The 22,467-nt window shown below is 33.5% G+C and carries 21 protein-coding genes; all 21 read right to left on the bottom strand.

Annotation, left to right across the window (positions count from 1 at the left end):
• Nucleotides 1-42 precede the first annotated feature (42 nt).
• On the bottom strand, nucleotides 43-1,206 hold the full coding sequence (locus WJM97_RS17690) for a glycosyltransferase family 4 protein (protein WP_353930097.1): 1,164 nt from the start codon (nucleotides 1,204-1,206) through the stop codon (nucleotides 43-45).
• Nucleotides 1,207-1,232: 26 nt separating this feature from the next.
• On the bottom strand, nucleotides 1,233-2,327 hold the full coding sequence (locus WJM97_RS17685) for a glycosyltransferase family 4 protein (RefSeq protein ID WP_353930096.1): 1,095 nt from the start codon (nucleotides 2,325-2,327) through the stop codon (nucleotides 1,233-1,235).
• 53 nt (nucleotides 2,328-2,380) lie between these two features.
• Complete coding sequence (locus WJM97_RS17680) at nucleotides 2,381-3,259, bottom strand: sulfotransferase family 2 domain-containing protein (protein WP_353930095.1); 879 nt, start codon at nucleotides 3,257-3,259, stop codon at nucleotides 2,381-2,383.
• Nucleotides 3,260-3,314: 55 nt separating this feature from the next.
• Nucleotides 3,315-4,541, bottom strand: coding sequence for a glycosyltransferase family 4 protein (locus WJM97_RS17675; RefSeq protein WP_353930094.1), 1,227 nt, complete (start codon nucleotides 4,539-4,541; stop codon nucleotides 3,315-3,317).
• A gap of 114 nt (nucleotides 4,542-4,655) precedes the next feature.
• The gene (locus tag WJM97_RS17670; protein ID WP_353930093.1) at nucleotides 4,656-5,771 is read right to left on the bottom strand and encodes a calcium-binding protein; all 1,116 of its coding nucleotides are present in this window, start codon (nucleotides 5,769-5,771) and stop codon (nucleotides 4,656-4,658) included.
• A gap of 409 nt (nucleotides 5,772-6,180) precedes the next feature.
• Entirely contained in the window at nucleotides 6,181-7,092 is a 912-nt protein-coding gene (locus tag WJM97_RS17665) for a glycosyltransferase family A protein (protein ID WP_353930092.1), read from the bottom strand.
• 85 nt (nucleotides 7,093-7,177) lie between these two features.
• Nucleotides 7,178-7,753, bottom strand: coding sequence for an acyltransferase (locus WJM97_RS17660; RefSeq protein WP_353930091.1), 576 nt, complete (start codon nucleotides 7,751-7,753; stop codon nucleotides 7,178-7,180).
• A gap of 10 nt (nucleotides 7,754-7,763) precedes the next feature.
• Entirely contained in the window at nucleotides 7,764-8,705 is a 942-nt protein-coding gene (locus WJM97_RS17655; RefSeq protein WP_353930090.1) for a glycosyltransferase, read from the bottom strand.
• A 61-nt stretch (nucleotides 8,706-8,766) separates the two neighbouring features.
• Nucleotides 8,767-9,555 carry a hypothetical protein gene (locus WJM97_RS17650; RefSeq protein WP_353930089.1) on the bottom strand — a complete coding sequence of 263 codons (789 nt, stop codon included), beginning with the start codon at nucleotides 9,553-9,555 and terminating at the stop codon, nucleotides 8,767-8,769.
• Between the two features lie 190 nt (nucleotides 9,556-9,745).
• Nucleotides 9,746-10,561 carry a sulfotransferase domain-containing protein gene (locus WJM97_RS17645; RefSeq protein WP_353930088.1) on the bottom strand — a complete coding sequence of 272 codons (816 nt, stop codon included), beginning with the start codon at nucleotides 10,559-10,561 and terminating at the stop codon, nucleotides 9,746-9,748.
• Between the two features lie 19 nt (nucleotides 10,562-10,580).
• Nucleotides 10,581-11,528, bottom strand: a complete 948-nt coding sequence (locus WJM97_RS17640) for a glycosyltransferase (RefSeq protein WP_353930087.1) — start codon at nucleotides 11,526-11,528, stop codon at nucleotides 10,581-10,583.
• 14 nt (nucleotides 11,529-11,542) lie between these two features.
• Nucleotides 11,543-12,334, bottom strand: a complete 792-nt coding sequence (locus WJM97_RS17635; protein WP_353930086.1) for a hypothetical protein — start codon at nucleotides 12,332-12,334, stop codon at nucleotides 11,543-11,545.
• 76 nt (nucleotides 12,335-12,410) lie between these two features.
• Entirely contained in the window at nucleotides 12,411-13,514 is a 1,104-nt protein-coding gene (locus tag WJM97_RS17630) for a glycosyltransferase (RefSeq protein WP_353930085.1), read from the bottom strand.
• Complete coding sequence (locus tag WJM97_RS17625) at nucleotides 13,514-14,413, bottom strand: hypothetical protein (RefSeq protein ID WP_353930084.1); 900 nt, start codon at nucleotides 14,411-14,413, stop codon at nucleotides 13,514-13,516. The genes WJM97_RS17630 and WJM97_RS17625 overlap by 1 nt, the downstream gene beginning before the upstream one ends.
• Before the next feature lie 97 nt (nucleotides 14,414-14,510).
• A complete protein-coding gene (locus WJM97_RS17620) occupies nucleotides 14,511-15,380 on the bottom strand; it encodes a sulfotransferase family 2 domain-containing protein (RefSeq protein ID WP_353930083.1) in 870 nt (289 codons plus the stop codon).
• A gap of 389 nt (nucleotides 15,381-15,769) precedes the next feature.
• Nucleotides 15,770-16,804, bottom strand: a complete 1,035-nt coding sequence (locus WJM97_RS17615) for a glycosyltransferase family 2 protein (protein WP_353930082.1) — start codon at nucleotides 16,802-16,804, stop codon at nucleotides 15,770-15,772.
• 19 nt (nucleotides 16,805-16,823) lie between these two features.
• Nucleotides 16,824-17,648, bottom strand: coding sequence for a sulfotransferase domain-containing protein (locus tag WJM97_RS17610; RefSeq protein WP_353930081.1), 825 nt, complete (start codon nucleotides 17,646-17,648; stop codon nucleotides 16,824-16,826).
• A 34-nt stretch (nucleotides 17,649-17,682) separates the two neighbouring features.
• Nucleotides 17,683-18,969 (bottom strand): ABC transporter ATP-binding protein, encoded by a 1,287-nt coding sequence (locus tag WJM97_RS17605; protein ID WP_353930080.1) that lies wholly within the window; start codon nucleotides 18,967-18,969, stop codon nucleotides 17,683-17,685.
• Between the two features lie 224 nt (nucleotides 18,970-19,193).
• The gene (locus WJM97_RS17600; protein ID WP_353930079.1) at nucleotides 19,194-20,030 is read right to left on the bottom strand and encodes an ABC transporter permease; all 837 of its coding nucleotides are present in this window, start codon (nucleotides 20,028-20,030) and stop codon (nucleotides 19,194-19,196) included.
• 65 nt (nucleotides 20,031-20,095) lie between these two features.
• Nucleotides 20,096-20,521 carry a hypothetical protein gene (locus WJM97_RS17595; protein WP_353930078.1) on the bottom strand — a complete coding sequence of 142 codons (426 nt, stop codon included), beginning with the start codon at nucleotides 20,519-20,521 and terminating at the stop codon, nucleotides 20,096-20,098.
• A gap of 192 nt (nucleotides 20,522-20,713) precedes the next feature.
• The gene (locus tag WJM97_RS17590) at nucleotides 20,714-22,141 is read right to left on the bottom strand and encodes a glycosyltransferase family 4 protein (RefSeq protein ID WP_353930077.1); all 1,428 of its coding nucleotides are present in this window, start codon (nucleotides 22,139-22,141) and stop codon (nucleotides 20,714-20,716) included.
• Nucleotides 22,142-22,467: the final 326 nt, after the last annotated feature.

Raw genomic sequence — 22,467 nt, 5'->3', positions numbered from 1 at the left:
ATGACATATTCAAAATTACCAACAAAGATACGATGATTTAGGTTAACGTGATAATCTTATCTTATTGTATGTGGATATGTATTTATCTACCATTTTTCCTAAAGAAAATCTTGCTTTTACAAGTTGATAACCTTGATTTGCTGTGAACTTCCGATTTTGAGGATTAATAAATTTATCTAATTCTTGAAAGTTTTCTTGCTCCGAGTTGATAAAACAAACTCCTTGGGGAAACTTTAACTCATTTGCTAAATTAGAGGTGATCAGACAAGGTAAACGCCAAGCCATTGCTTCTAATAATGCAAATGGTAAACCTTCAAAGGCGGCGGGATGAAAAAATCCATCTGCTGCGGCTAAATATGGTGTTACATCATTTTGCCAACCCAAGCGTTGAATATATTCTTGGGCATTGTTTTTTATTACCCATTCATCCCAAAGAGAAGTTAAACGTCCATCTCCTACCCATAAAAAACGAGCAGATGGTATTTTGTGTTTGAGGTAATTAGCCCATTGTAAAAATAGTAGTGGTTGTTTTTGTGCTTCTAGTCTCCCTACGGCAACTATTAGTAACTCTTCTGGATTAATTTTGAGTTGTAACCGAGATGCTTGTCTTTTGACCAAACGTTCTGTTTCTTCAGGTATATAAACTCCATTATTAATAATTACTATTTTTTGTGAGGATGAATTAGGTAATTCAAGCAATTGTTTTAATTCTTGACCACGATTTTCGGAAATTGCTACTATGGGATTTTGATATTTTTTTAATGTTGTTTTAGCAACTATATCCCGTAATTTTCCTAAAAATGCACCTAAACTAGCTTGAGTTTGGGTAATGTGGATAGTTGTTAAGGAGGGAATTGTTAAATTATTAATACTCGCTAATAAATCTAAACCATCTTCTAAATTCTGTTTGTTAAAATGAATAATGTCGGGTTTAAATTTGTGCCACTGATCAATAATTTCTTGACTAATCTTTGGAAAGATATGAGTGAAGGATCGTAATTGACGATTGTATGTGTTATTGTAGGGCGATCGCCAGACTTCGCCAAATTCTGCGAAGGAGTTAGCTAGTTCATCCATTATCGGATGTTCTGAACACCATAACCCCACAGTATAGCCTCTTTTAGCCAATTCTTGACCAAGATAAATTAAATATAGTTCACCTCCTCCCCTTGAACCTGAACTACTACTAACAAAAAGAATTCGCATGGAATTAAATAGAATCTAATTAATTTTTATCCAATCTTCGTTAATTTTTCAAACACATCTACCCATTTTTTTGCACCAATCGCTGGTGATAGTTCAGTCGCTTTTTGGATTGATTCTAAACTGGCAAGTTTAATTTTATCAGAGTGTCGTAAATAATTGATAAGAATTGCTGTTAATTTTTCAAGATTACCATTAGGAAATATATCACCATTTTCACCAGGTTTAATTAAATCATGTCCTGCACCCACCCCATCAGAACATATTACTGGTAAACCCGCACCAATAGCTTGATTTACTACCACACCCCAACCATCATAACGACTTGGTAAGACAAATAAATCAGCTTGATGGAAAAATTGCGGTAAATTTTCAGGAGACTGAAAACCTGCATATTCAATTTTCTGACAAGTTTTTTCAGGTAGTGTTTTTAGCAGTTGTGGAAGTTCTGCTTCTCTTCCTACTAATAATAATCTAGCATCACAACCTGATTGGATTAAATTATTAAACGCCTCAAGCAAAATATCAACCCCTTTCCTTGCTATCATTTGACCACAAAATAAAATAGTAATAGGATTTCGTGGTCTTGGTGGACAATTTTTACTAAAATTAGTTAAATCGCAGTAGTAAGGAATGTTAAAAATAAGTTTATTCGGAAATCGTTGCTGGTAATCTTGTTGTGCTATTTTACCAATAGCAGCGATCGCACTACAATGATTTAAAATCTGAGCTAAGTATTTTTGTATTGTTCCTTTAATTCCTTGTGAACTAGCAACCATTTTTTCACCCCAGAAAACACAAGGTACTTTTTTTGCTTGTAGTCTGAGTAAAATTTGAGTAGTAAGATTCATATAGCCATTAAGAACAACCACATCAGCTTGAGTAGTTGATGGTAAATGCCAGTTAAAATGAAATCTAGATAAACCCCAAGCTAAATGAAATCCTGGTAATATATGCTCATAAGATTGTAAAGGTTTTTCCGGCCAAGGAGAATCAGCACAAGCCGGTTCAAAATAATAAACTGTTAAATCTATTTCTGAACACTGAGAAAGTGCAGAAAATAAGTCTATTTGATATGGAGATGGAAGAATAGAATAGAAAACGACCTTTATTTTTGCTCTCATTAACTTAAAAAGTTATTGTTTGTACAACTGTTTAAATAACATTTATATATTTGTTATATAGGACGTTCTTTATTTCCATTTATAATGGCTTTCAAATAATCATATTGATTGTATATGGGTAAAGCAAATTGATTGTAAATTTCATTATTTTTCCGAAAAACCTGTAATTCATTTTGAAAAGGTGATCCCAAAGAGTTTATTTCCTGTTCAAACTTTTCCATAGCAAACTGATAAAGTTTTATATCCAAGGAATTCTTGCTCTTTAATTCTTCAATTAGTGCTGGATTGATATTTTCTTTGTTTTTGCTTTTCGCGCTGATATTTCTTTTTAAGTAATAGCTATTTTTCCAACCCAGTTTGTTTTTAAGTAGCAAAACTGATTCATCAAATCTCTCTGAAAAACCAACACATTCAAAGTGATTAATTATATTTTCCTGAGCTTGTTCCAACATAGAAACATCGAATTTACCCACTGGAGTACGATTAATAAATAAGTTGTTTTGATCTCCCACAATAAATCTTAATATCCCATTATCTAATTCCATGAGATGGGATTTAAAGAAAAATTCTTCCATCGTAGCATTGACAGCCTGTTTGTGATAATATGCTGTTGTGTTTGCCTTAGAGTAAAAATATAGTGATAACAACCGAGATATAGGTTCTCTTAGAAATGTAATATATTTAGATGGCTGAGGTAAAAACTCATGGACTCCATAACAAAAGTGTCCCATAAAATAGCAATCAGAAAACTGACAGGAAAGCATTTTCTCCTTTAAGCTTTTAGGAGGAGATACCCTGTTAATTTTGGTATCCACTTTATTAGCTATTCGTTGAAAAAAACTAGATCCATATCTACGTCTAATCATTTTTTGGACACTTAAACCTGCTGTTTTTTGAATATGAATAAAGATAATAAATTTTTCTGGTGACATAAGGTTTAATGACTTATTGATAATTTATTTGATAATTTCTAAATATTTGATTGCACTACCTAATACAAGATTGCATTGATTGAAATAAATTGAGATTATTAGAATCCAGCAGCGAATTTGAATTATTGATTAGACTTTTAAGTTTATCAGGATTTTCTAAAATATTCTTTGTCAAATGAGCAATTTCTTCACCCTTAACTTCCTCCAAAATCCAACCATTAATACCATTTTTTACTACCTCACCACAACAACGAGAAGTAATAATAGGTAATTTCCATGCTTGTGCTTCTAATTGAGTTAAACCAAACCCATCGGATAGAGTAGGAAACAAAAATATATCAGCCATTTGATAATATTGTGCTGTTTCACTTCTATTAACATGACCTATCCAACGCATTTGGGGATGGTTTTGTAGATGTGGTGGAATATCAATTTGTTGAGAACCAACTATCCAAAACTCTACAGGGTATCCTTCTAGGAATTGCACAGCATCTAATACAGCTACAATTCCTTTTCTTAAAATTACCTGTCCTAGAAATAATACCCTTAAAGGGCGCTCTTGAGAAAATGATTCTGGATAAATACGAATAAATTGATTAGCTGTTTCTGGGGGAGTATAAACCAAAGGAATTAGATGAATTTTTTGAGATTCAATTCCTGTTTTTTCTAGCAGTTGACGTGACCAATGGGAATTTACCACAATTGCATCAGCTATGTTACATTCTTCTTGCCAACTTTGCCAATATTGATTAGGTGCAGGTTGCCAGTTACCACGATATTGGGGGTATTTGTCATACTCTTGAGCCACAATTTTTTCCTCTTCAATTCCTGGGTCAATTTGACCTAAAACTGTGTACCATCCCTGTTGTTTGGCAAACTTAAATAATTCTAAGGCAGCATAGCTATAGGAAAATAAGATAGGAGGATGTGTCAAATTTTCAGATATTGATTTTAAAACTTTTATTGCCTTTCTTTGAAACCATTGATTTCTGGCAATGACTTTTTCCCAGCCTGTTGTTTTTTGGAGTTTTTGAGATAATTCAAATTGAATTAGAGAATTAGTAAATGATGTAACTGATGCTGGTTCTAAATCAGGATGATATCTTTCTCGTAAATTAGCTAATAAATTTTTAGGCAATAAATTCAATCCAGAGTGAGGTGATACCCAAGCATCTGTAATGAAATTTGCAAGCTGTCTATGTTGATGTAAAGCTCTGGGGATAGCGTAATTTTCACGCGCTCCGATTTGGCAGCATATCCAATTATCAGATGCTATAGACATTTTTTTATTGATAAAATGAATCCCCGATTTCTCAAAGAAGTCGGGGATATAAAACAATGAAGATAAATTTTGAGTTATGAAAAATACTTACTGTATGTAAGTCAATAACGACTACTAAACCAGTACAATGTCGGCAGCGGTTAATGTGGGTATACCTGTCAATGTGGCAAATAATCCACCTCCACCACTTCCATTCGTATCTAAGTTTGGATTGTAGTACAGGTTGCCATTATCCACGTTATAAACAAAGTAAGCATTGGACTGAAGTAATCTCACTCCACCATCGAATTGATCATCGTTAATACCAAAGTTGCCGGCTGTGAAGCCGTTGGTAACTGCACTCAAATCGTTACCTACAGCACCGACTAAAACCGCTTCGTTAAAGCTGGCAGTGTCAAGATTAATTATATCTCCTTGAACACTGTTAAAGTCTGTGATTGTATCTTGTTTAATAGATGTAGTACTGTTATTTCCTGTAGCTGCTAGACCTGCACCGCCAAACTCAAAAGTGTCAGCACCTAAACCACCTGTGAGAGTATCATTACCAGCACCCCCATTTAGAGTATCGTCACCACTTTGAGTCAATATTGTCGCTGAGTCGCCGAAGATGTTGTCATTACCAACACCACCATCAATAAGATCGTTGTCATTATTACCTTCTAAGAAGTCATCCCCATTACCACCATCAATCGTGTCATCTCCAAAAGATCCGAAGATACTATCGTTCCCATCCAAACCGATAAGTAAATTGTCTTCTCTGTTACCGATAATTGTGTTGTCAAGGGCATTACCTTCTGCAAATATGGGACCGACTCCGGGATCAAGAACGGCAAGCCGTAAGTTTTCAATGTCGCCTATTATACTTATTCCAGATGCTCCTGGATTATCCAAGGAGAAGTCAATAGCACTGATAATTGTATCTATTCCGGTAGTATCTGATGCTTCGTCTATTACTAATCCATTTACGCCGTTATTGGATAAGAGTATTCTGTAGGTGTCATCTCCTTGACCGCCTCTCATTGTTCCACCACCCGTACCGGCAATTTCTAAGAAATCATTACCAGTACCGCCACGGAGAAGTGAACCTGTAGCTCCTTTTAAGATATCTGAGCCAGCACCACCAATTAAGGTTGTGTTAATAGCTCCTGGTTCACTAACGAAAGTGTCGTTTCCCGATGTACCTTGAATTGATAGACCTGCTTGTTCTTCTTCAATTTTGAACTGTGCCATAATTAGCGACTCCTCTGATTTTGTATGTATTTTTGAACTTAACTCAAGTTAAGCATTTGCTGGTAAAGATATGTCAATATCAATACTACAGTATTTACAGTTTAAATGTTGAGTTAATACCTTGTCTATTGTAAGTGTAGTTTAATCTACATCCACTAGACATCCACTAGACTTTATGTTTTGATGTGTCCCTAATAACAAAAGTTATAGTGTAATTACTATCTAGTAGTAACTTGACTATTAACAAATGTGTATAAGCTGATTCTTCTGAATTTCTATCATAAAAATGCTATTTTGAGTATGTTGTTCATGAGAACTTCATAAACAACTCATCTAATTATGTAATCTTAAGGGTAGTTACATGATTATTTAGTGTGGATGTGTTTTTGTACTAACAGACTGTGAACCGCTAAAAAGTTTTACTGTTTAAATAGGGTTTAATTTCCTGTAAGGTTGCTATCTGCTTTCTTTTTAAGAAACGATAGGTTTGAAAACAATCCTGATCTACTGGTTGCCGCATTTTTATTTTGTTTAGAGCAGTTTTATAGCCCCGATAAAATCCTTCTAACATATAAAGCGGACGACGAACTTTAAGACCAAACCACATCCCTTTTAATGTAGTTCCTAATAAAGAAATTGCCAACATATTGATAGGAGCATTAAAGTAGGGAAATAAAATATCATTTTGGCGGCCAAAAACATCAGGTCTTTTAGAAATTCGATTTGGGGGTTGGTGGTGGTGAATAGGATCAGCCATACCCAAACGTACATAATAACCTTGTTGTAAAAGTCGTATACAAGCGTCTCCTTCTTCTCCCATATAGAAGAATATCTCCCTGTAACCTCCTATGGCAAGGAACTTTTCCCTGTCAACAGCGTGAGCAGCTGCGACATAGGCATGAGTCACATATATTTGTTTATGATCGGGGGCTTGTGTCCAGATAATTTGATCTTGTAAAATGTTGATAAAAGGAATAGCAACTGCGCCAACTTGTGGGTCATCAAATTCTTTTAGGGTTTGCTCAATTGTGTATTGAGAATTAAGAATTGAGTCGTCATCTAGGGGAAAAACTATTTTGGTTTTGGATAGCTCAATACCTTTATTTCGCTGATAGCAAGGGCCTTTATTTTCGGATGAGCGATAATAGGGGATGTCAGGAAAATCACGAGACATCATTTCACTTGTCTCATCTGTAGAATTATCATCCATGACAATGATATCAACAGCAACACTCTGACGTTTTGCAGCTTGAATCGATTTTTTTAGTAATTCACATCTATTATGTGTTGTAAGTATTATTGTGGCTTGAGCAGTCATCATTAGTAAAGTATAGAAATTAATAGAGCAGATAGATCAGAGAAAATTTTTTTAATTAATTTTGTGAGGCTATAAATAAAAATTATGTTTAGGTTGAGGTTCTGTGCTTAATTACTTTTGCTGGTACACCTACGGCGATCGCTTTTTCTGGTAAATCTTTAGTGACTACACTACCAGCACCTACTACAGTATCATTACCAATAGTAACACCTTTGAGTATTGTTACATTGGCTCCTATCCAAACGCGATCGCCTATTTTAGTGGGTTTGCTCACCATAGGCTGTTCAAGAGGAGGAAAATTTAGGTCAGTTCCATGATTATGGTCTGTTATATAACAACCTGGCCCAATTGCACAATGATTACCAATAGTTACAGATTCAATAGCATCAAGAAAAGTATGACGGTTAATGTAGGTATGAGAACCAATATAAATTTTAGGATGGAGTAGGGTTTCACCACTACACAAAAGAATTACACCTTGATCAAGCGCACAATTGTTTTCAATTTCAATATCCTGGAAATTACGGGAAATTTCAATTTGGCGCATCCAGACGTAACCGTTTAATTTAACCCCTAAAGCACGATAATATAAATTAAGCCACCGGCTTTCTAAACCATTAATTAATCTTTTTCCACCGATTAGAGAAGACCTAATAATTTGCATTAGCTGGCAATTAGTGTTGTAATTTTGCTGATATTATTAGAGCGACTGCTCTCATTTTCCCAGCTAATACTTTTGGTAAATCAATCCAACCTTGCAATTTTGTCAGTAAAGCAACGATGCCAAATACTTGCAGCACAGCTAATTTTAAATAATACTGCCATTGCTGACGGTCTAATATTTTAGTCATTACATAATGACGGTTTACTAAATCCATTTCTGCTAAAACACCAGGGTTATTTTTATGATCACCGGTTTGACTATCATGAAAAATCCTAGCCGTACGAGCATTAACTAATTTCCAATTTTTCCCAACTGTTAACGATAAGGTAACATCTTCCATTAAAGAGTAACCCTTAAAAATTTCTGGAAATAAAGGATTGGGTAATGCTTCCCTAAGATACAGGACACAGGTTGTATTTAGCCATTCGACAGGAACAACTTCCGGTAAATCTTGCCGATCTTCTGGTAATAAATTCATAGCTGGGCCAATACATTTACCTGCATAACTGCTTTCTGACTGTCCATGTAGAAATCGAAAGAGCAAGCGGCTAATATTTCCTGGTGGTAAATATTTTTGATTGGTAATCATAGCATTTACCCCACCAATTTTAGTGTCACTTTGTAGAGCATTCCACAATCTGGAGACACATTCAGGTTCAAATAAGATATCATCATCCAGTAGCAAAATAGTATTTTGAGTTGCATAACTCATTGCCTGATTGCGTTGAATAGCAGCGCCCAGTTTTGTTGCTTTATGGTAGTAAATTTTAGTTAGCAGTCCGGGAATTGTACTGTCACAAATTTGTTGAGTGCTATCATTATCTGAACCATCTACCACAATCATTTCTAAAGGTTGTGCTGACTGTTGGGCTAAAGTCCCAAGCATTCTCCTGAATGGTTCAGATCTATTTCTTGTGGGAACTAAAGCAGTAATGGGTAGTTTAGTTTTCATGCGTATACTTGAATCTAAATTTCAATCATTATTAAAACTACTAGGTTGCTGTGTAGAATATCTAGAACTGCTTTGTATGTAAAAAATCTACATACTGTGATTGAGAAACCTTGGAAATGACCTCTTCATAATTTTCTATGATTGATTCAAGATTATCTGGCACAATCTTCAAAAGAGTAGTACCGATTAAGTGACTATCAATATCTAAAAAATCAAAGATATTATTTAAGGTATTTTGATGTTGTTTTTGTCTTAGTAAATCATCCTCGTAGGTAATAGTAATATGAGGTATGTTTCTCAGAACATCTGCTTCTTCTTTTAAGAATTTTTCACGCTTACTCATAATTTCTATGAGCAGTTCACAATCAACATTAATTTTTGATTTTTCTTTTAATTCTTGACTAACTTTAAGATGATATTGATTTTTATTTAATGCAACTAAGTTTGAAAGTGCATGCCTGAATAAGTTATCTCTTTTTAGGTAGATAATTTTCCAATTATTTTTGTGTAAATTTTCAAGAAAATATTTAGGGTCTTTAATTTTTTGAACTTGAGTTAATTGATATATTTTGACCTTGAATCCATAGATACTCTTGGAGGAATTTTTTGATTTTCCATTAATATAAGAATTAGGAAAAAATACATGATCATACAAAATTTCCCTATCACAATGTAATTTTGGGTGTGAATTGAGTAAGTCACACAATAATGTACTACCTGTTCTACCTTGAGAAAAAATGACAAACTTATCATCTGCTTTATATGAATTTAAAAGAGAATCAAGGTAGATGTTAAATTCATTTTTTCGTCGCGATAGTATGTTGGTTATTTTGGAATTTTTTAAATTCATTTTATTTTTGATTTCTATATTTACAAGACATTTAAAAAAAGCACATCCTCTTAATAAACCGCATATTCATTACAGCGGTTTTCGCTCTAATGAAGTACAATCCAGAGTGGAGAAGCCCCGCTACGGGGTTGACTATAAAAAAGTATACCTCACCACAGCATGAGGTGCTATATAATATCAAAAACATTCTTTATAAAGACCAATCTAAAAAACTCAATCCAGTTAAACATCGTAGCTTCTCAACATCTTCAGACAAAATAGACTTCAAATATATTAAAAGCTGTTCATCCACAACTGGGTATCCAACTTTGCTTTGAAAAACAGTGGGAAAAAGATTACAAAAACGCAATCCAGATGGTAGTTTTGAGATACTATATCCTAAATCAGTCAATCTTCTTTTTGCCGAAGAGCGATGATAGGTTTTATTAAATGCTGGGTGTTCAAATGAGGAATCAACACCTAGAAAATTAAATATTTTTTGGAGAGTTTGATTCCGATTTTTATCTAATTCTTCTAGAGTTAGAAACAAAATTTGGTCTATTTTATAAGTTGATAAAAATTTATCTATCTGAAAATAATATCTACTAGTATTGATATAGTTATTATTTTTATCATCTTGTAAAGCATCAATTAGTGAGCGCTGTTCTTGATGATCTACAAACTGATGGAAATAGTGTGATAAAATTCTATTGATGGGATCACGTAGAATGTAAATTAATTTAGCGTCAGGTGATATAGATGCCATCCGCTGCGGAATCCCTGCAAAAAGATGGTGTTTTGTATAGTTAGGTGAGGACTCACCAAATATTTTTACTTCTTTATTGATAGGAAATTGATTACTATACCAATCTAACCCTTGATTCCAATTTTTTTCTAAGATAAAGAAATCTAATTCTTTTAGGGTTGACATTTGAATATTTGGATGTAAATTTAAATAATTATGTAAACTGCTTGTTCCGCTTTTCATAGCACCAATAATGATTAGATTGGGAATAACCTTATTCATATCTTTTTTTCCTATCTGTTTAATTTAAGTTTAGTAATTGTCTTTTAAATTTAGCTATCATTTCAGCAGATTCAAATCCCAAAGAGTAATATATTTTTTGATAAAACCAAGGGGCTGTAGAATTAGGTAGTTTGAAGTTATTATCTAAATTATGTATTGTCTTGATAAGACTTTTTGCCCATTTTGGATTAAACAACCAAATAATCCTAGCACACTCAAATCTGGATTTATTTATTGCATACAAACGCTCATGATTGAGTTCACCAATTAACCGTAAATGTAATTCTAGATTATTTGTAATTTCTAACCGATGTTGATAGGTTAATGTTTTATCTTTTTTACAAACAGTTGACTCACTCCACTGTCTATAAACTGAACCAGAGTTATGACAATATGCAAATCCTTTTCCAGCTTTGAGTAGTCGTAAATATAATTCATGTTCTTGACACACAGGTTGATCAGTTTTCCAACCTCCTACATCTAAAATAGCCTGTTTTTTCCAAAGCGGACTTCCTGTTTGTGGTAAGTACCAAAGAGCTAATAGTATATATGGATCATGAGGTTTGGGAATAGATAGGACTTCCTGTTTTAACATTTCTGTTTCCCAATATTCAAGAATACTAGGACTATAAATGATATCTATATGAGGAAACTGCTTTAGAAAATTAATCTGTTTTTCAATCTTATCAGGAAGTAAATAATCATCAGCATCTAGATATTGTAACCATGTTCCTGTGCTGAGTTCTAGTAAACGATTTCTGGCAGCATTTCCACCTTTATTTGCTCCTGTTTCCCAATGAATAGAATTACCAAAACTCTTGATTATTTCTAAACTATTATCCGTAGAGCCATCATCAACAACAATTACTTCTTTGTTCAGATAGGTTTGATTTAATGCACTTTCTATAGCTTGTGTGATCCATTTTTCTGCATTGTAGCAGGGAATCAGAATGCTAACTTTATTCATTACAGATTTGTCAATTATAAATTAGGTAAAAACTGTGCATATTCAGTATTTTTGAGACGATCTATTACTTCATCATAATTTTCTATTTCTTCCCGCAGGTCTCTTGAAGTCGTTTTTTTCAACTTTGTTTGAATTGTTTTTTCTGGTAATTTTAAATGGTTACAGATACGGTTGCAAGTTGTTTGATGATTTTCTGAATCCTCAAGATCATGCTCATAAGAAATATTTAAATAATGTAACCCTTCTAATGCCTCATTTTCCCATTTTGTTTGTTTTAATTTTCCTTCCATCCATTCGATTACTTGATCTGGATCAATTTTAATTTTAGTTTTGTTTAATTTACTATTTTCAGAAGTTATCACCCAAGTATTCCGGTACTTACCAATTATTCCAGAGATGGTCTGACGAAAAATATCTTTTCTTTCTAGTCGGATTATTTTCCAACCCTCTGCATAAAAATCACAAATAAACTTGTTTAAATCTATTTTTTGAGTGGCTGTCAAGTGATATGGTTTAACTTTAAATCCCCATGCTACTTCTTTTTGATATTGCCTTGCAGCCATTGATTTTATATAAAGGTTAGGGAAAGAGACTGGATACATCAGTAATTCCCCTTCACAGAGAATTTGAGGATGTGAATCCAGAAGACTTTGTAATAAAGAACTACCTGTTCTACCTTGAGATAAAATAATAAATTTAGTCTGAGGTAAAACTAATTTCTTTGATAATCCTACTGCGTAAGTATAGTATTCTCTAAGAATGATTCTGGATATTTTTTTAGGCATAGATTGTTTGGATAATTGCATGATAATTTCTTTAAATTAAGAGTAATTGATTATTGATTTTGGTAAGACTTTAAAAGTCAAAATTCACTAAGTTAAATTATCTACAACTTAACAAGTCATTGAAAATAGTAGCAGTTTTTTTACCGATTTCATGCCACGATAATTTATCACATTCCTGATTTACTAACTCACTTAATTTGCTTAGATCCATCTGATTACTGAGTTTTAAACTATTAAATAATCCTTGCTGATCTTGATAATCATAAAGCAATAAATTTGCTTGACCTAAAGTTTCCAATATACTATCAGTACGAGGAGCAATAATAGGTTTATTGTAAGACATTGCTAAAATTAGACTACCAGAGGTTAAAATTTTTTCAAAAGGAAGAACTACAACATCAGCAGCACTAAAAAAAATATGTATCTTACTATCTTCTACAAAATTGGCATTAATAACAACTCCCTGGATATTAGCAGCTAATTGATTTAACTTTTGCAGGTAAAATTCATCTAATGCTTTTCCGACTATTAATAAGGTACTGTCTTTAAGAAATTCTTGATTTTCTTCCCAAACTTTGAGTAAGCGTTCTAATCCCTTATAAGGTCTTAGCAAACCTAAGTTAAGATAAACTTTTCCAGATAGTGGAATTCCTAAAATTTTTCTGGCTTCCAATTGAGGAATTGCATGATCATAAATTTCTCGATAGTGTCCATGGGGAACTACATCAATTTTTAACTGATTAAAGTTATAATTTAGAGTAAAATGTTTTATAGATAAAGAATCATGGACAATGATTCTATCTGCTAGATACAACAGATTTTGTTGCACCCAGTGTTCTAGAATTGGAAACTTGGCATCATGGGAAATGTGATTATGAATAGTCCAAACAACTTCTATACCTGCAAATTTAGTTAAAACAATATCTATTAAAAATTTGCATGAATAAATAAATTTGACTATTATATTTTTACCTTTTAAGTATGAATTTAGCCAGTGAAGATGTAGAACATCTATGTTTTGATTTTTTTTTAAAGTTCTATATATTGGCAAGAAACGATAGTATCCATCAGGAAATACAACTTCCACGCCTTCATTGCCTAATGCTTGAGATAAAAGTGTTTGATAGGGGTTGATGGTGCGGTAATCTGGCATCATTAAGACTCTTAGCGGCTTTGTCGTGTCTATATTGCCATCACTCATCACTTTATTTCCTCTAAAAATCTATTTTTCACCAAATGGCAAATACCTTCACGATACATTAAATGCCGAATTTTTCCTACATAATGTCGAGATGGAGAACCATTGATACTACCTTCTAAATGAACATCATAAGCAAGGGGTAGCAATTCCACTCCAAACCGAGAACTACACAAAGCATAAATAGTTTGTTCAATACGCCAGAAATGTCCAATAATATTAGGTAAAGATAAAAATTCTTCTATCCAAGCAAAATTCAAAGAATCTTTATGAATTAGTCCTAATCCTGAATTTATTCTGTCAGCTAAATGGAAACCAAGATGGTTTTTGACAGTTTCAGGATCAACTGTGTAAGCACTTTGCACATCAGCATTCAGTGAATTAAATTTATATTCTGGTTTCTCAATACGATTAAGTAGTTCCGTTGGTTCTTTAAAAAAGAGGATATCACTATCTAGGAGTAATAAGCGATCGCTTTGCAAATATGCAGCAAAATCAAATACTTTAGGTGATAAGTGATTGGTTTTACGAAACTCTAAACAGTGAGGATAAGATGATAGTAATGGTAAAACTTTTTCGTCAGCTTGTTTTCTGTTAATAATTCGCGCTTCTGGAAAATGATACTGTAAAGTTGTAATGTTTTCCTCAGTTAAAGTTCCATCATCATGAATACACAGAGCGTACTGACGCTGAGAAAAATGATAAAAAGATTTCAATGTCCAAACCAAGTTTAGCCAATCACTAGCAGAAGTTAAAACATGAATTTCACACTCTTTGCTAGTATTACCTTTTACAGGTAAAGAACTGAGAATTTTATTTCTCACTATATCCCGATAATAAGCCGTTCCCAGACCATGCTGATAATTTTGTTGGAGTTTGAGAATTAAAGAACCAAGAGACATATAGTTTAATAATTTATGATGGTTGGCAATATTAACGGACTTGTTTAAGTTAGCACGAGAATTCAGTCATTAATTGGTATTACGGAAATTAATTAACTTATACAATTTCATTCACTTTAGACAAATTTCTGTAGGCGGTTTTGGCTTTTTTGTGCAAAGATGAGTAAGACTGTGACCATTGTTTTAAAGTTCTAAACACCTGTAATTCAACTCCAAAGTTATTGTCCTGAGAAGCTATTGTTTGTGTAAAATTGCTTTTGACTTCATCATATAAATTCATATCTAGAGAGTTATGGGATTCAATTAACTTATAAGTATCTTCACTCGGTCTATAAGATTTTCTACTTTGATGACCTACTCGTTGTTTAGTGTATAAGCAAGATGTCATTTTCCAACCTAGATTTTTCTTGAGAAGTAATAAAGTTGGATCAAATTCTTCTGTAATTCCTACAACACTAAAGTAAGACTGAAGGTTATTTTTGGCAATTTCTAACATTTTTTCAGAACATTTACCAAAATCCGTTTCAAAGTTTTTACCTGATAAAAAACGCACCTGAGCATTTTCAGTCAGTTTTGATATCCCACTTGTCACAAAATCTTCTAGTGTCATATTATTTAATCCAACTTCTTTGTGTAACCAGTGGTGAGGTACATTAATAATATGGAAGTAGTCGGAAATAACTCGCTCTACTGGGTGTCTAAGTATGGTTAAATAAGTAAAAGGTCTATCAAAATATTTGTGATACCCAAAACAATAATGTCCAGAAACAATTTTTAATTGCTGTTTCTTGTGATCATCAAAATCTGGAACGAAAAAATCTGAATTATATTGTTGATCTGTTTTAAATATCTCTACCGAGTTATATTGCTTCCCAATAATTGAGTGCATAGTAGTTCCACCAGTTTTTGGTAGATGAATAAAAAATACTAATTTCTCCTGTAATTTGTCGTTTAATTCATTTAACATTTTTATTTTTCCCAGGTTAAATTTTGCTACAGTTGCAGTCAATAGTAGATAGAGAAATATTTGCTTATATAAACAGATTTTTGGTGACTTTTTTTATTTTTTGCTTTACTTTAGATAACATCTTGTCTATTTTACTCTTTTGTAATTTATTTTTCTCAACACCTGTTGTTGATTGATCTGCTGTATGTAATTCTAGGCTTTCTGAAATTGTTTTTTAGGTCTAATAATGATTGTGTACTATGTTCAGTATCTATTTCCAGATTAGACATTTAAAAAAACTGTAAGCTGGAGAGTTTATAATTAAATCTTTCTCTTCTACAGTTAGCTCGACATTATCTTTAAAGTTTATGGTAATAGAAATTGTTTTAGTGTCAGATTTATACAAAATTTCATTTTATAAATCTATTGAACCAATGTTTGAATCTGCCTTGAAAAGATGAAACCAGCAATATTTGTGGATATCTTACAACCACTCCCATAGTCTTAAACCAACGAACTAATTTTCCATCATTATTAATTACAGACTGTTCAACTTCATCTAGAAACTTAACTTTATATAACCATTTACCTTGCAAAATTAATCTTTGCTGCCAAGATAGGTTTGTAAGTTTATCCCACAAAAGAGGACGTACTAAATCTAACAATTCATTAGCTACTTTTTCACTTTGATTTGACTTTTGCTGATCAGTAAATCGGAAACAAGATAACTCAACATCCAAACTATTAATCATACCTCCTGCCTGAATTATTCTTCGCCAATAATCGTAATCCATGACAAAGTAAAGTTCTTCGTTAAACAAACCTATTTTTTCTGTAATTCTTCGACTCCAAAAAACTTCAGGTTGCACAAATTGGCGTTTTTTCCACCATACATCCCATAGGTCTAAAATTTCTGACAAGGTGTTGATATTGCCAAATTGTTCGCCGATTTTTTCCCCTTGCTGATTTACGTACCTGCAAATTCCATGCAGTAAATCTGTTTCAGGAAATTTCAAAAAATGTTCAGCTACTTTAAATAGTGTTCCTGGTAAATAATAATCATCGCTATTTAGATAAGCTATGATCTCACCTGTTGCCTTAGATAGTCCTTTATTAATAGCATGAGTTTGCCCTTGATCCGGCTCACTAACCCAATAGGATATTAAAGACTCATACTTTTTAATAATATCAACTGTATTATCTGTACTACCTCCATCAATGATGATGTATTCTAAATTTGGATAGCCTTGCGAAACTATTGACTGAATAGTTTCTTCAATAAAATTTCCTTGATTATAACTGGGTGTAATAATGGTGATGCGAGGAAAGGTTGAAGTATTGATTAGTTCTGATAATTCATTCTTGTTATCTTTTGCACAGTCATAATTTTCTTTGTGTACTTGAGTAATAGATAATAAAGAATTAACTGTTTGCTCGTTTGTCATCTAAGTTTATAACCTTAACTTAATTCACAGTATACCCGCAACGCTTCATAGTATGACCTAGATATTCTTCAATTAGGTTAAGTTGTTCAGCCGTAAGTTTTTCAAGCCATTGCTTATTTGTTGCTTCACCTATAAACTGAGCTTTCTCTTGTCTTTCATGTCTAGGCATTCCCTTGGTTTCCTTAGAACGCATTTTTTCTACTGCTGCCGCTTGGAGAGCGCGTTGTACATCTTCTGATGTAAACTGAATACCCATTATCGTACTTAGTTTCATGATTTCTGGTTCAGGATTTAGCAATAAGTCTTCATATTTAATCAGTTCTATTTCAACACCTATATTTTCATACCCCATACCTATCCAGGAATTAACGTGTTCTTGCCATGAACAAGGCCAAATTCTTCCAGTAATCCAGTCCCAGATAAACTTATCAAAGTTAATACTATATCTGAAATTGTTTAAGTATTTGTAATGAGATATTAATATGTCTCTTGGGTCTCTAACTATGTAAACTACTTTTTTATAATTTTTAACTGATGCCCTATTTTTAATATTATTGTTAACAACATATGGATAATGACTTTTAATTACATGAAAGTTAGACTTGATTAAGTCTTTTGTAAAAATTGGCTGGTGAATATCTGGAACATAATTTTGTAATTCCTCAATGCTGTCACCTGATTTATGGTATAAAAGTTCAGACATAATAACTCTCATCCATGTGTTTCCTGAACGTGGATAAGAAACTAAATAAACATCATTTTCTGTAGGTTTATATTTTTCAGCAGAACCTGCTTTTGATAAAAAAGTTAATTTACGAATTGACTGAGAAAGTGAATTTTTCATAGCTATATTTTTGGATTTATACCAAATTCTGATTTTAGTTGTCTTCGCTTACAACTTCCCATTGAAGCTCTGGACATAAAACTCCTGGCCAGCGTTGATAGTCTGTGTAGGTTGAGTGATGATTTCCAGCACCAACAACCGAAAACATCATCAGTTCAATGGGTTCTAAGAGATACTGTTTACCTGGAATTCCTGCCCATAGTTTGATCACATAATTACTCAAGTTCATCAATTTTCCAGGAATACGACATATAGAAGTATGATGTCCAGGTAAGCCGTTTTCACTCTGGCGTTGTCCATGGTCTGTAGTTGTAAATGCTATCTCACCAGTTTGGGTTAACACTTGTAAAACTAGACGCATCCCTTCTATATTTTTGAATAACTGATAGTGAATGTGAATGATAATTTCTTCCTGAGCAGAGAATGATGATCTTATTTCTCCACTATTGGAGAATATTGCTACCTTTGATAACCTAAAATTTTCACTACCTGGAGCATCATCTATATCCCATATAGTTTCTCCTGATTCAGCTTGGTTGTTAGCAACTTTTGCTAAATATTCACTAATGCAATCTTCTGCATTTCCTTGTTTAATAATTGTTCCCGCATTCAAGACAATGCCTTGATTACAAAGTGCGCGAACTGCGCCAATATTATGACTCACAAATAAAATTGTTCGCCCTTCAGATGCTACATTTTCCATTTTTCCTAAACACTTTTTTTGAAATGCTGCATCTCCTACCGCTAATACTTCATCTACAACTAAAATCTCCGGTTCTAAATGTGCTGCTACTGCAAAAGCTAACCTTACATACATCCCAGAAGAGTAATGTTTTACTGGGGTATCCAAAAACTTCTCTACCTCAGAAAAGTCTACAATTTCATCAAATTTGCGTTTAATTTCGGCTTTACTCATTCCCAGAATTGCACCATTAAGATATATATTTTCTCTTCCTGTTAACTCTGGATGAAAACCTGTTCCCACTTCCAATAAACTAGCAACTCGTCCCTTAATATTTATGCGTCCTTCAGTGGGTTCTGTAATCCTGCTTAAAATTTTTAATAAAGTTGATTTTCCTGCACCATTACGCCCAATAATTCCAACTCTATCGCCTTGTTTAATATCAAAAAATAAATCTTTTAAAGCCCAAAATTCTTCCAAATTTGGATTTTCTTTGACAGCTTTTGGGTTGATTAAACTACCAAGAGATTTGACCTTGTTAGATATTACATCACGCAATGCTGTATATTTTTCCTTTTGCTGGAGTCCAATAATATATTTTTTACCCAGGTTCTCAACGCGAATAATTGGATAAGACATTTGTTTTTAATTTATTTTAATTTTAAATTAATATCCACAGATTTAAAATCTTGATTCTCTTATTTCGTAATATTTCAGACTCATGCAATATATTTCATTAAAGTCAACGCTTTATGCTTAATTTTATTTTAATATAAAACCTTTTTCATCAACAGATGAATCAGAATCAGATATAAAAAATCATCAACCTTGACTACTAAAAGATATTCTATCAGCCAGCCAATCTAAATCACATCGGCGAACGTTCTTTCCATTTTGCGAAAGTACCAAATGCCACTAAACAATAATGAAAATACGAGTATTAAGGATAGACAAAACCCTGGTAAATATAAAGTTGCTTTACCACCTAAAATTGCCCAACGGAAACCATCTATTACGCCTACCATCGGGTTAATTGAGTATAGCAATCTCCACTTTTCAGGAACAACACTGCTACTAAATCCTACGGGTGAAACATACAAACCAAACTGGACAATAAATGGCACAATATAACGGAAATCCCGATATTGAACATTTAAGGATGCAAACCATAAACCTGCTCCCATTGAAGCAGCAAAGGCAATAGTAATAAATAAGGGTAAGGTCAAAATTCGCCAACTGGGAACGAAATTATACCAAATCATCAAGGCTAGTAAAATCATCCCCGAAATCATAAAGTCCACAAAACTAACTACTATTGCACTTGTAGGTACAACTAAACGAGGGAAATATATTTTAGAAATTAGTCTGGCATTGGTAACTAAACTACTACTACATTCTGACAGCGAATTGGCGAAAAACTGCCAAGGTAACATGGCTGAAAAGACGAGAATGGGGTAAGGTACTCCTTCAGATGGTAATTTTGCTAGTCTTCCAAATATAACTGTAAACACTATCATAGTTAGGAACGGACGAATTAACGCCCAAGCAATACCAATAACTGTTTGTTTATAACGTACTAAAATGTCTCGCCATGCGAGGAAATAAAATAACTCCCGATAGCGCCACAAGTCTTTCCAATATTGCCCTTCTGTTCTTCCCGCTTCAATTATTAATTCTGGTGGGGAACTGATGTCTTTCATAATTTTGCCTATACGAGCCTCAATGGCTTATTTTCTGAATATTATTTTTTTGATTTAATTTTGATTTAATTTTTAATCCAAAAATCTTTGATGCTGTTACCACCCAAAACATGGGATTGTCTAAATGTAAATTCTCCCACAGAAGGATTTCTATGAGGGTTAATTACCCCTGTTGCTTGTTGCCACAGTTCTGTTGGTGCTAATGATAATTCATATACAGATTCTTGTTTGTGGACGTGATACCATTTAGTTTCTTGACAATCTTCACACCAAAAAGCCTCTAACCACTCTCCCTCTAAAGGAACTGCTGTTTTGGCAGCAACTAACATTAAGGCTTCTTTTCGTCTTATCCCTCTCTTTTGTAGCTGTCCTGCTTGTTCAGCAAATAGGCTATATTTTTGACTCATGCTATCCATGTAAGAACTATGCACTGGACAATATATAGCTCTACGTTTGGAACGTTTTCGATTTCGGTCACACCTTCTCTGCACTTCGGCCTCCAAAATTACTTTGATACAACAAATATCATAAGAAGGTTGCGATGGAGGGACTGAGATCAATTAGACCATCGAAGCCCTTCTCCTAATTTAAAAGTTAAGTTATTCAATTGGTAACTTTAAACGTTGGTAAACTAGCTAACTATTATATCATGTTGATATTATTTATCTAGTTTGTTCATACAATTAAGAACTAGATTTTTCTAGGACACGGAAATATTCTTTAGCTATAATTTGCGGTGTAAAATTTGATTGTAAGTACTGTCTAGAGGCTTTACCCATTAATTCTGCTAGTTTGCGATCGCTGCTCAATAAACGAATAAATTCAGCTAGGGCGAAACTATCTCCATTCTCTACGCTTACGCCACATTTACCTTCAGTTATTAGCTGCCGTAAATAAGAGTGTTTTGAACAAATCACTGCTATTGGTCTTCCAGATGCTAATGCTGGGTAAAGTTTACTAGGAGCAACTAAGCTTTCCATCCCAGAATCTACACTTACCAAGGATAAATCGCAAGCTGTTAATGAGTAAGGTAACACTTCCTTGTCCTGATAGGGTAGAAACAGAAAATTGGTTAATCCTGATTTTTTTACCGCCTCCATAAAACTTTTTCGCTTTGCGCCACTGCCAATGCAAACGAACTGTATAGGTTCATTTCTGAGTTGTTTAGCAGTTTCTAGAATTGTATCAGTGTCGTGACACCTGCCCATATTACCAGAATAAAGGACAGTAAATTTGTTAACTAAATTGTGTTGTTTTGCAAACCAATTTTTTTCTTTACTAATAGGTACAATTAATTCAGGATCTCCCCAACTGTGAATTACAGATACTTTATCCGTTACTTCAGGACAGATTGATATTATTCTCTCCCTCATATCAGGACTTAAGACTATAATTCCTTTTGATTTCCGCCATATTCTCCTATTAAGTTCTCTCCAGAATCCTGCTAACCAATGGTTTTTTGGTATTACTCCCAAGGCGATTGCTATATCTGGATACAGATCATAGATTAGACAAACGTAGGAAATACCCAAACAAAGATGGGCTAGATACGCAGCTATGGGTAAAAACGGGGGCGCGGACGTAATTAAAAATACATTATGTTTGCGAAAGTTTTTAATTAAATGCAGAAAAGCACGCAATGTAAACAAGACACCATTTACTGCTTTACCACGAATCCTACCAGACCAAGCTTGTGTAGAACGCGATCGCTGAATACGAATACCACCCAACTTTTCTAGTGCTGGCGCATTTGCAGTTGAAAAAGCATAGCCAGGTTGCCCTGTAAAAACCTCAAGGTTTAAATTTTGCTGCTCTAATTGCCTAGCTAACTCTTCAATTAATTGTCCGGTAGCAGCATAGTCAGGAGGATAAAATTCAGTAATTATTGATACTTTCAATACTGCTTTATTGTTTTTATCCTGTGATTTAGCAACTTCAGATAATTCTAAGGGCGATACAGTTTGTTTGTTATTTTTTTTCTCTTGATGTATTTTCTTATTTTCAGCACTGGTGCTTTTAGATGTGTGTAGCCAGTTTTTTTGTTGACTTAACTCCTGACTAGGGGATGAATTTGATTTGGAAATGATTGTCTTTTTCGGCCAGAATGCCATGGGCTTATTTTCCTGTAGAAAATTTTTTAGAATTACAGGTAATATGATTTACAAAGGTTATCCGGAAATGAGCTTTCCTTCATCTCTATCAATTTCTAAGTAAGTTAACAGTAAATATTCTCAAACAGATACTCATCATTTGCCAACAAAGCTAAACTATTTCCGGACAGAAATCAGAATAATTACTATTATCTATCAAAGATTTGTGTATATAAATTCTGAATTACCATATTGGTAAAGTAATGTCTTGCCAATTTGCCATAATTTTGTCATAAACATCATTTAAAAAAGCTTTTTGTAAGATAACAGAATCTGGGGACTATGTT

It is taken from the genome of Okeanomitos corallinicola TIOX110, assembly GCF_038050375.1.
Lineage (GTDB): Bacteria > Cyanobacteriota > Cyanobacteriia > Cyanobacteriales > Nostocaceae > Okeanomitos > Okeanomitos corallinicola.
Note: the sequence above shows the minus strand (reverse complement) of the source record. Positions and strands in the feature narration are given on the sequence as shown.

Bases quoted from the DNA above. Each gene is read 5' to 3' on its own strand.
- WJM97_RS17690 (WP_353930097.1), bottom strand. From the start codon at position 1,206: ATGCGAATTCTTTTTGTTAGTAGTAGTTCAGGTTCAAGGGGAGGAGGT.
- WJM97_RS17685 (WP_353930096.1), bottom strand. From the start codon at position 2,327: ATGAGAGCAAAAATAAAGGTCGTTTTCTATTCTATTCTTCCATCTCCA.
- WJM97_RS17680 (WP_353930095.1), bottom strand. From the start codon at position 3,259: ATGTCACCAGAAAAATTTATTATCTTTATTCATATTCAAAAAACAGCA.
- WJM97_RS17675 (WP_353930094.1), bottom strand. From the start codon at position 4,541: ATGTCTATAGCATCTGATAATTGGATATGCTGCCAAATCGGAGCGCGT.
- WJM97_RS17670 (WP_353930093.1), bottom strand. From the start codon at position 5,771: ATGGCACAGTTCAAAATTGAAGAAGAACAAGCAGGTCTATCAATTCAA.
- WJM97_RS17665 (WP_353930092.1), bottom strand. From the start codon at position 7,092: ATGATGACTGCTCAAGCCACAATAATACTTACAACACATAATAGATGT.
- WJM97_RS17660 (WP_353930091.1), bottom strand. From the start codon at position 7,753: ATGCAAATTATTAGGTCTTCTCTAATCGGTGGAAAAAGATTAATTAAT.
- WJM97_RS17655 (WP_353930090.1), bottom strand. From the start codon at position 8,705: ATGAAAACTAAACTACCCATTACTGCTTTAGTTCCCACAAGAAATAGA.
- WJM97_RS17650 (WP_353930089.1), bottom strand. From the start codon at position 9,555: ATGAATTTAAAAAATTCCAAAATAACCAACATACTATCGCGACGAAAA.
- WJM97_RS17645 (WP_353930088.1), bottom strand. From the start codon at position 10,561: ATGAATAAGGTTATTCCCAATCTAATCATTATTGGTGCTATGAAAAGC.
- WJM97_RS17640 (WP_353930087.1), bottom strand. From the start codon at position 11,528: ATGAATAAAGTTAGCATTCTGATTCCCTGCTACAATGCAGAAAAATGG.
- WJM97_RS17635 (WP_353930086.1), bottom strand. From the start codon at position 12,334: ATGCAATTATCCAAACAATCTATGCCTAAAAAAATATCCAGAATCATT.
- WJM97_RS17630 (WP_353930085.1), bottom strand. From the start codon at position 13,514: ATGAGTGATGGCAATATAGACACGACAAAGCCGCTAAGAGTCTTAATG.
- WJM97_RS17625 (WP_353930084.1), bottom strand. From the start codon at position 14,413: ATGTCTCTTGGTTCTTTAATTCTCAAACTCCAACAAAATTATCAGCAT.
- WJM97_RS17620 (WP_353930083.1), bottom strand. From the start codon at position 15,380: ATGTTAAATGAATTAAACGACAAATTACAGGAGAAATTAGTATTTTTT.
- WJM97_RS17615 (WP_353930082.1), bottom strand. From the start codon at position 16,804: ATGACAAACGAGCAAACAGTTAATTCTTTATTATCTATTACTCAAGTA.
- WJM97_RS17610 (WP_353930081.1), bottom strand. From the start codon at position 17,648: ATGAAAAATTCACTTTCTCAGTCAATTCGTAAATTAACTTTTTTATCA.
- WJM97_RS17605 (WP_353930080.1), bottom strand. From the start codon at position 18,969: ATGTCTTATCCAATTATTCGCGTTGAGAACCTGGGTAAAAAATATATT.
- WJM97_RS17600 (WP_353930079.1), bottom strand. From the start codon at position 20,030: ATGAAAGACATCAGTTCCCCACCAGAATTAATAATTGAAGCGGGAAGA.
- WJM97_RS17590 (WP_353930077.1), bottom strand. From the start codon at position 22,141: ATGGCATTCTGGCCGAAAAAGACAATCATTTCCAAATCAAATTCATCC.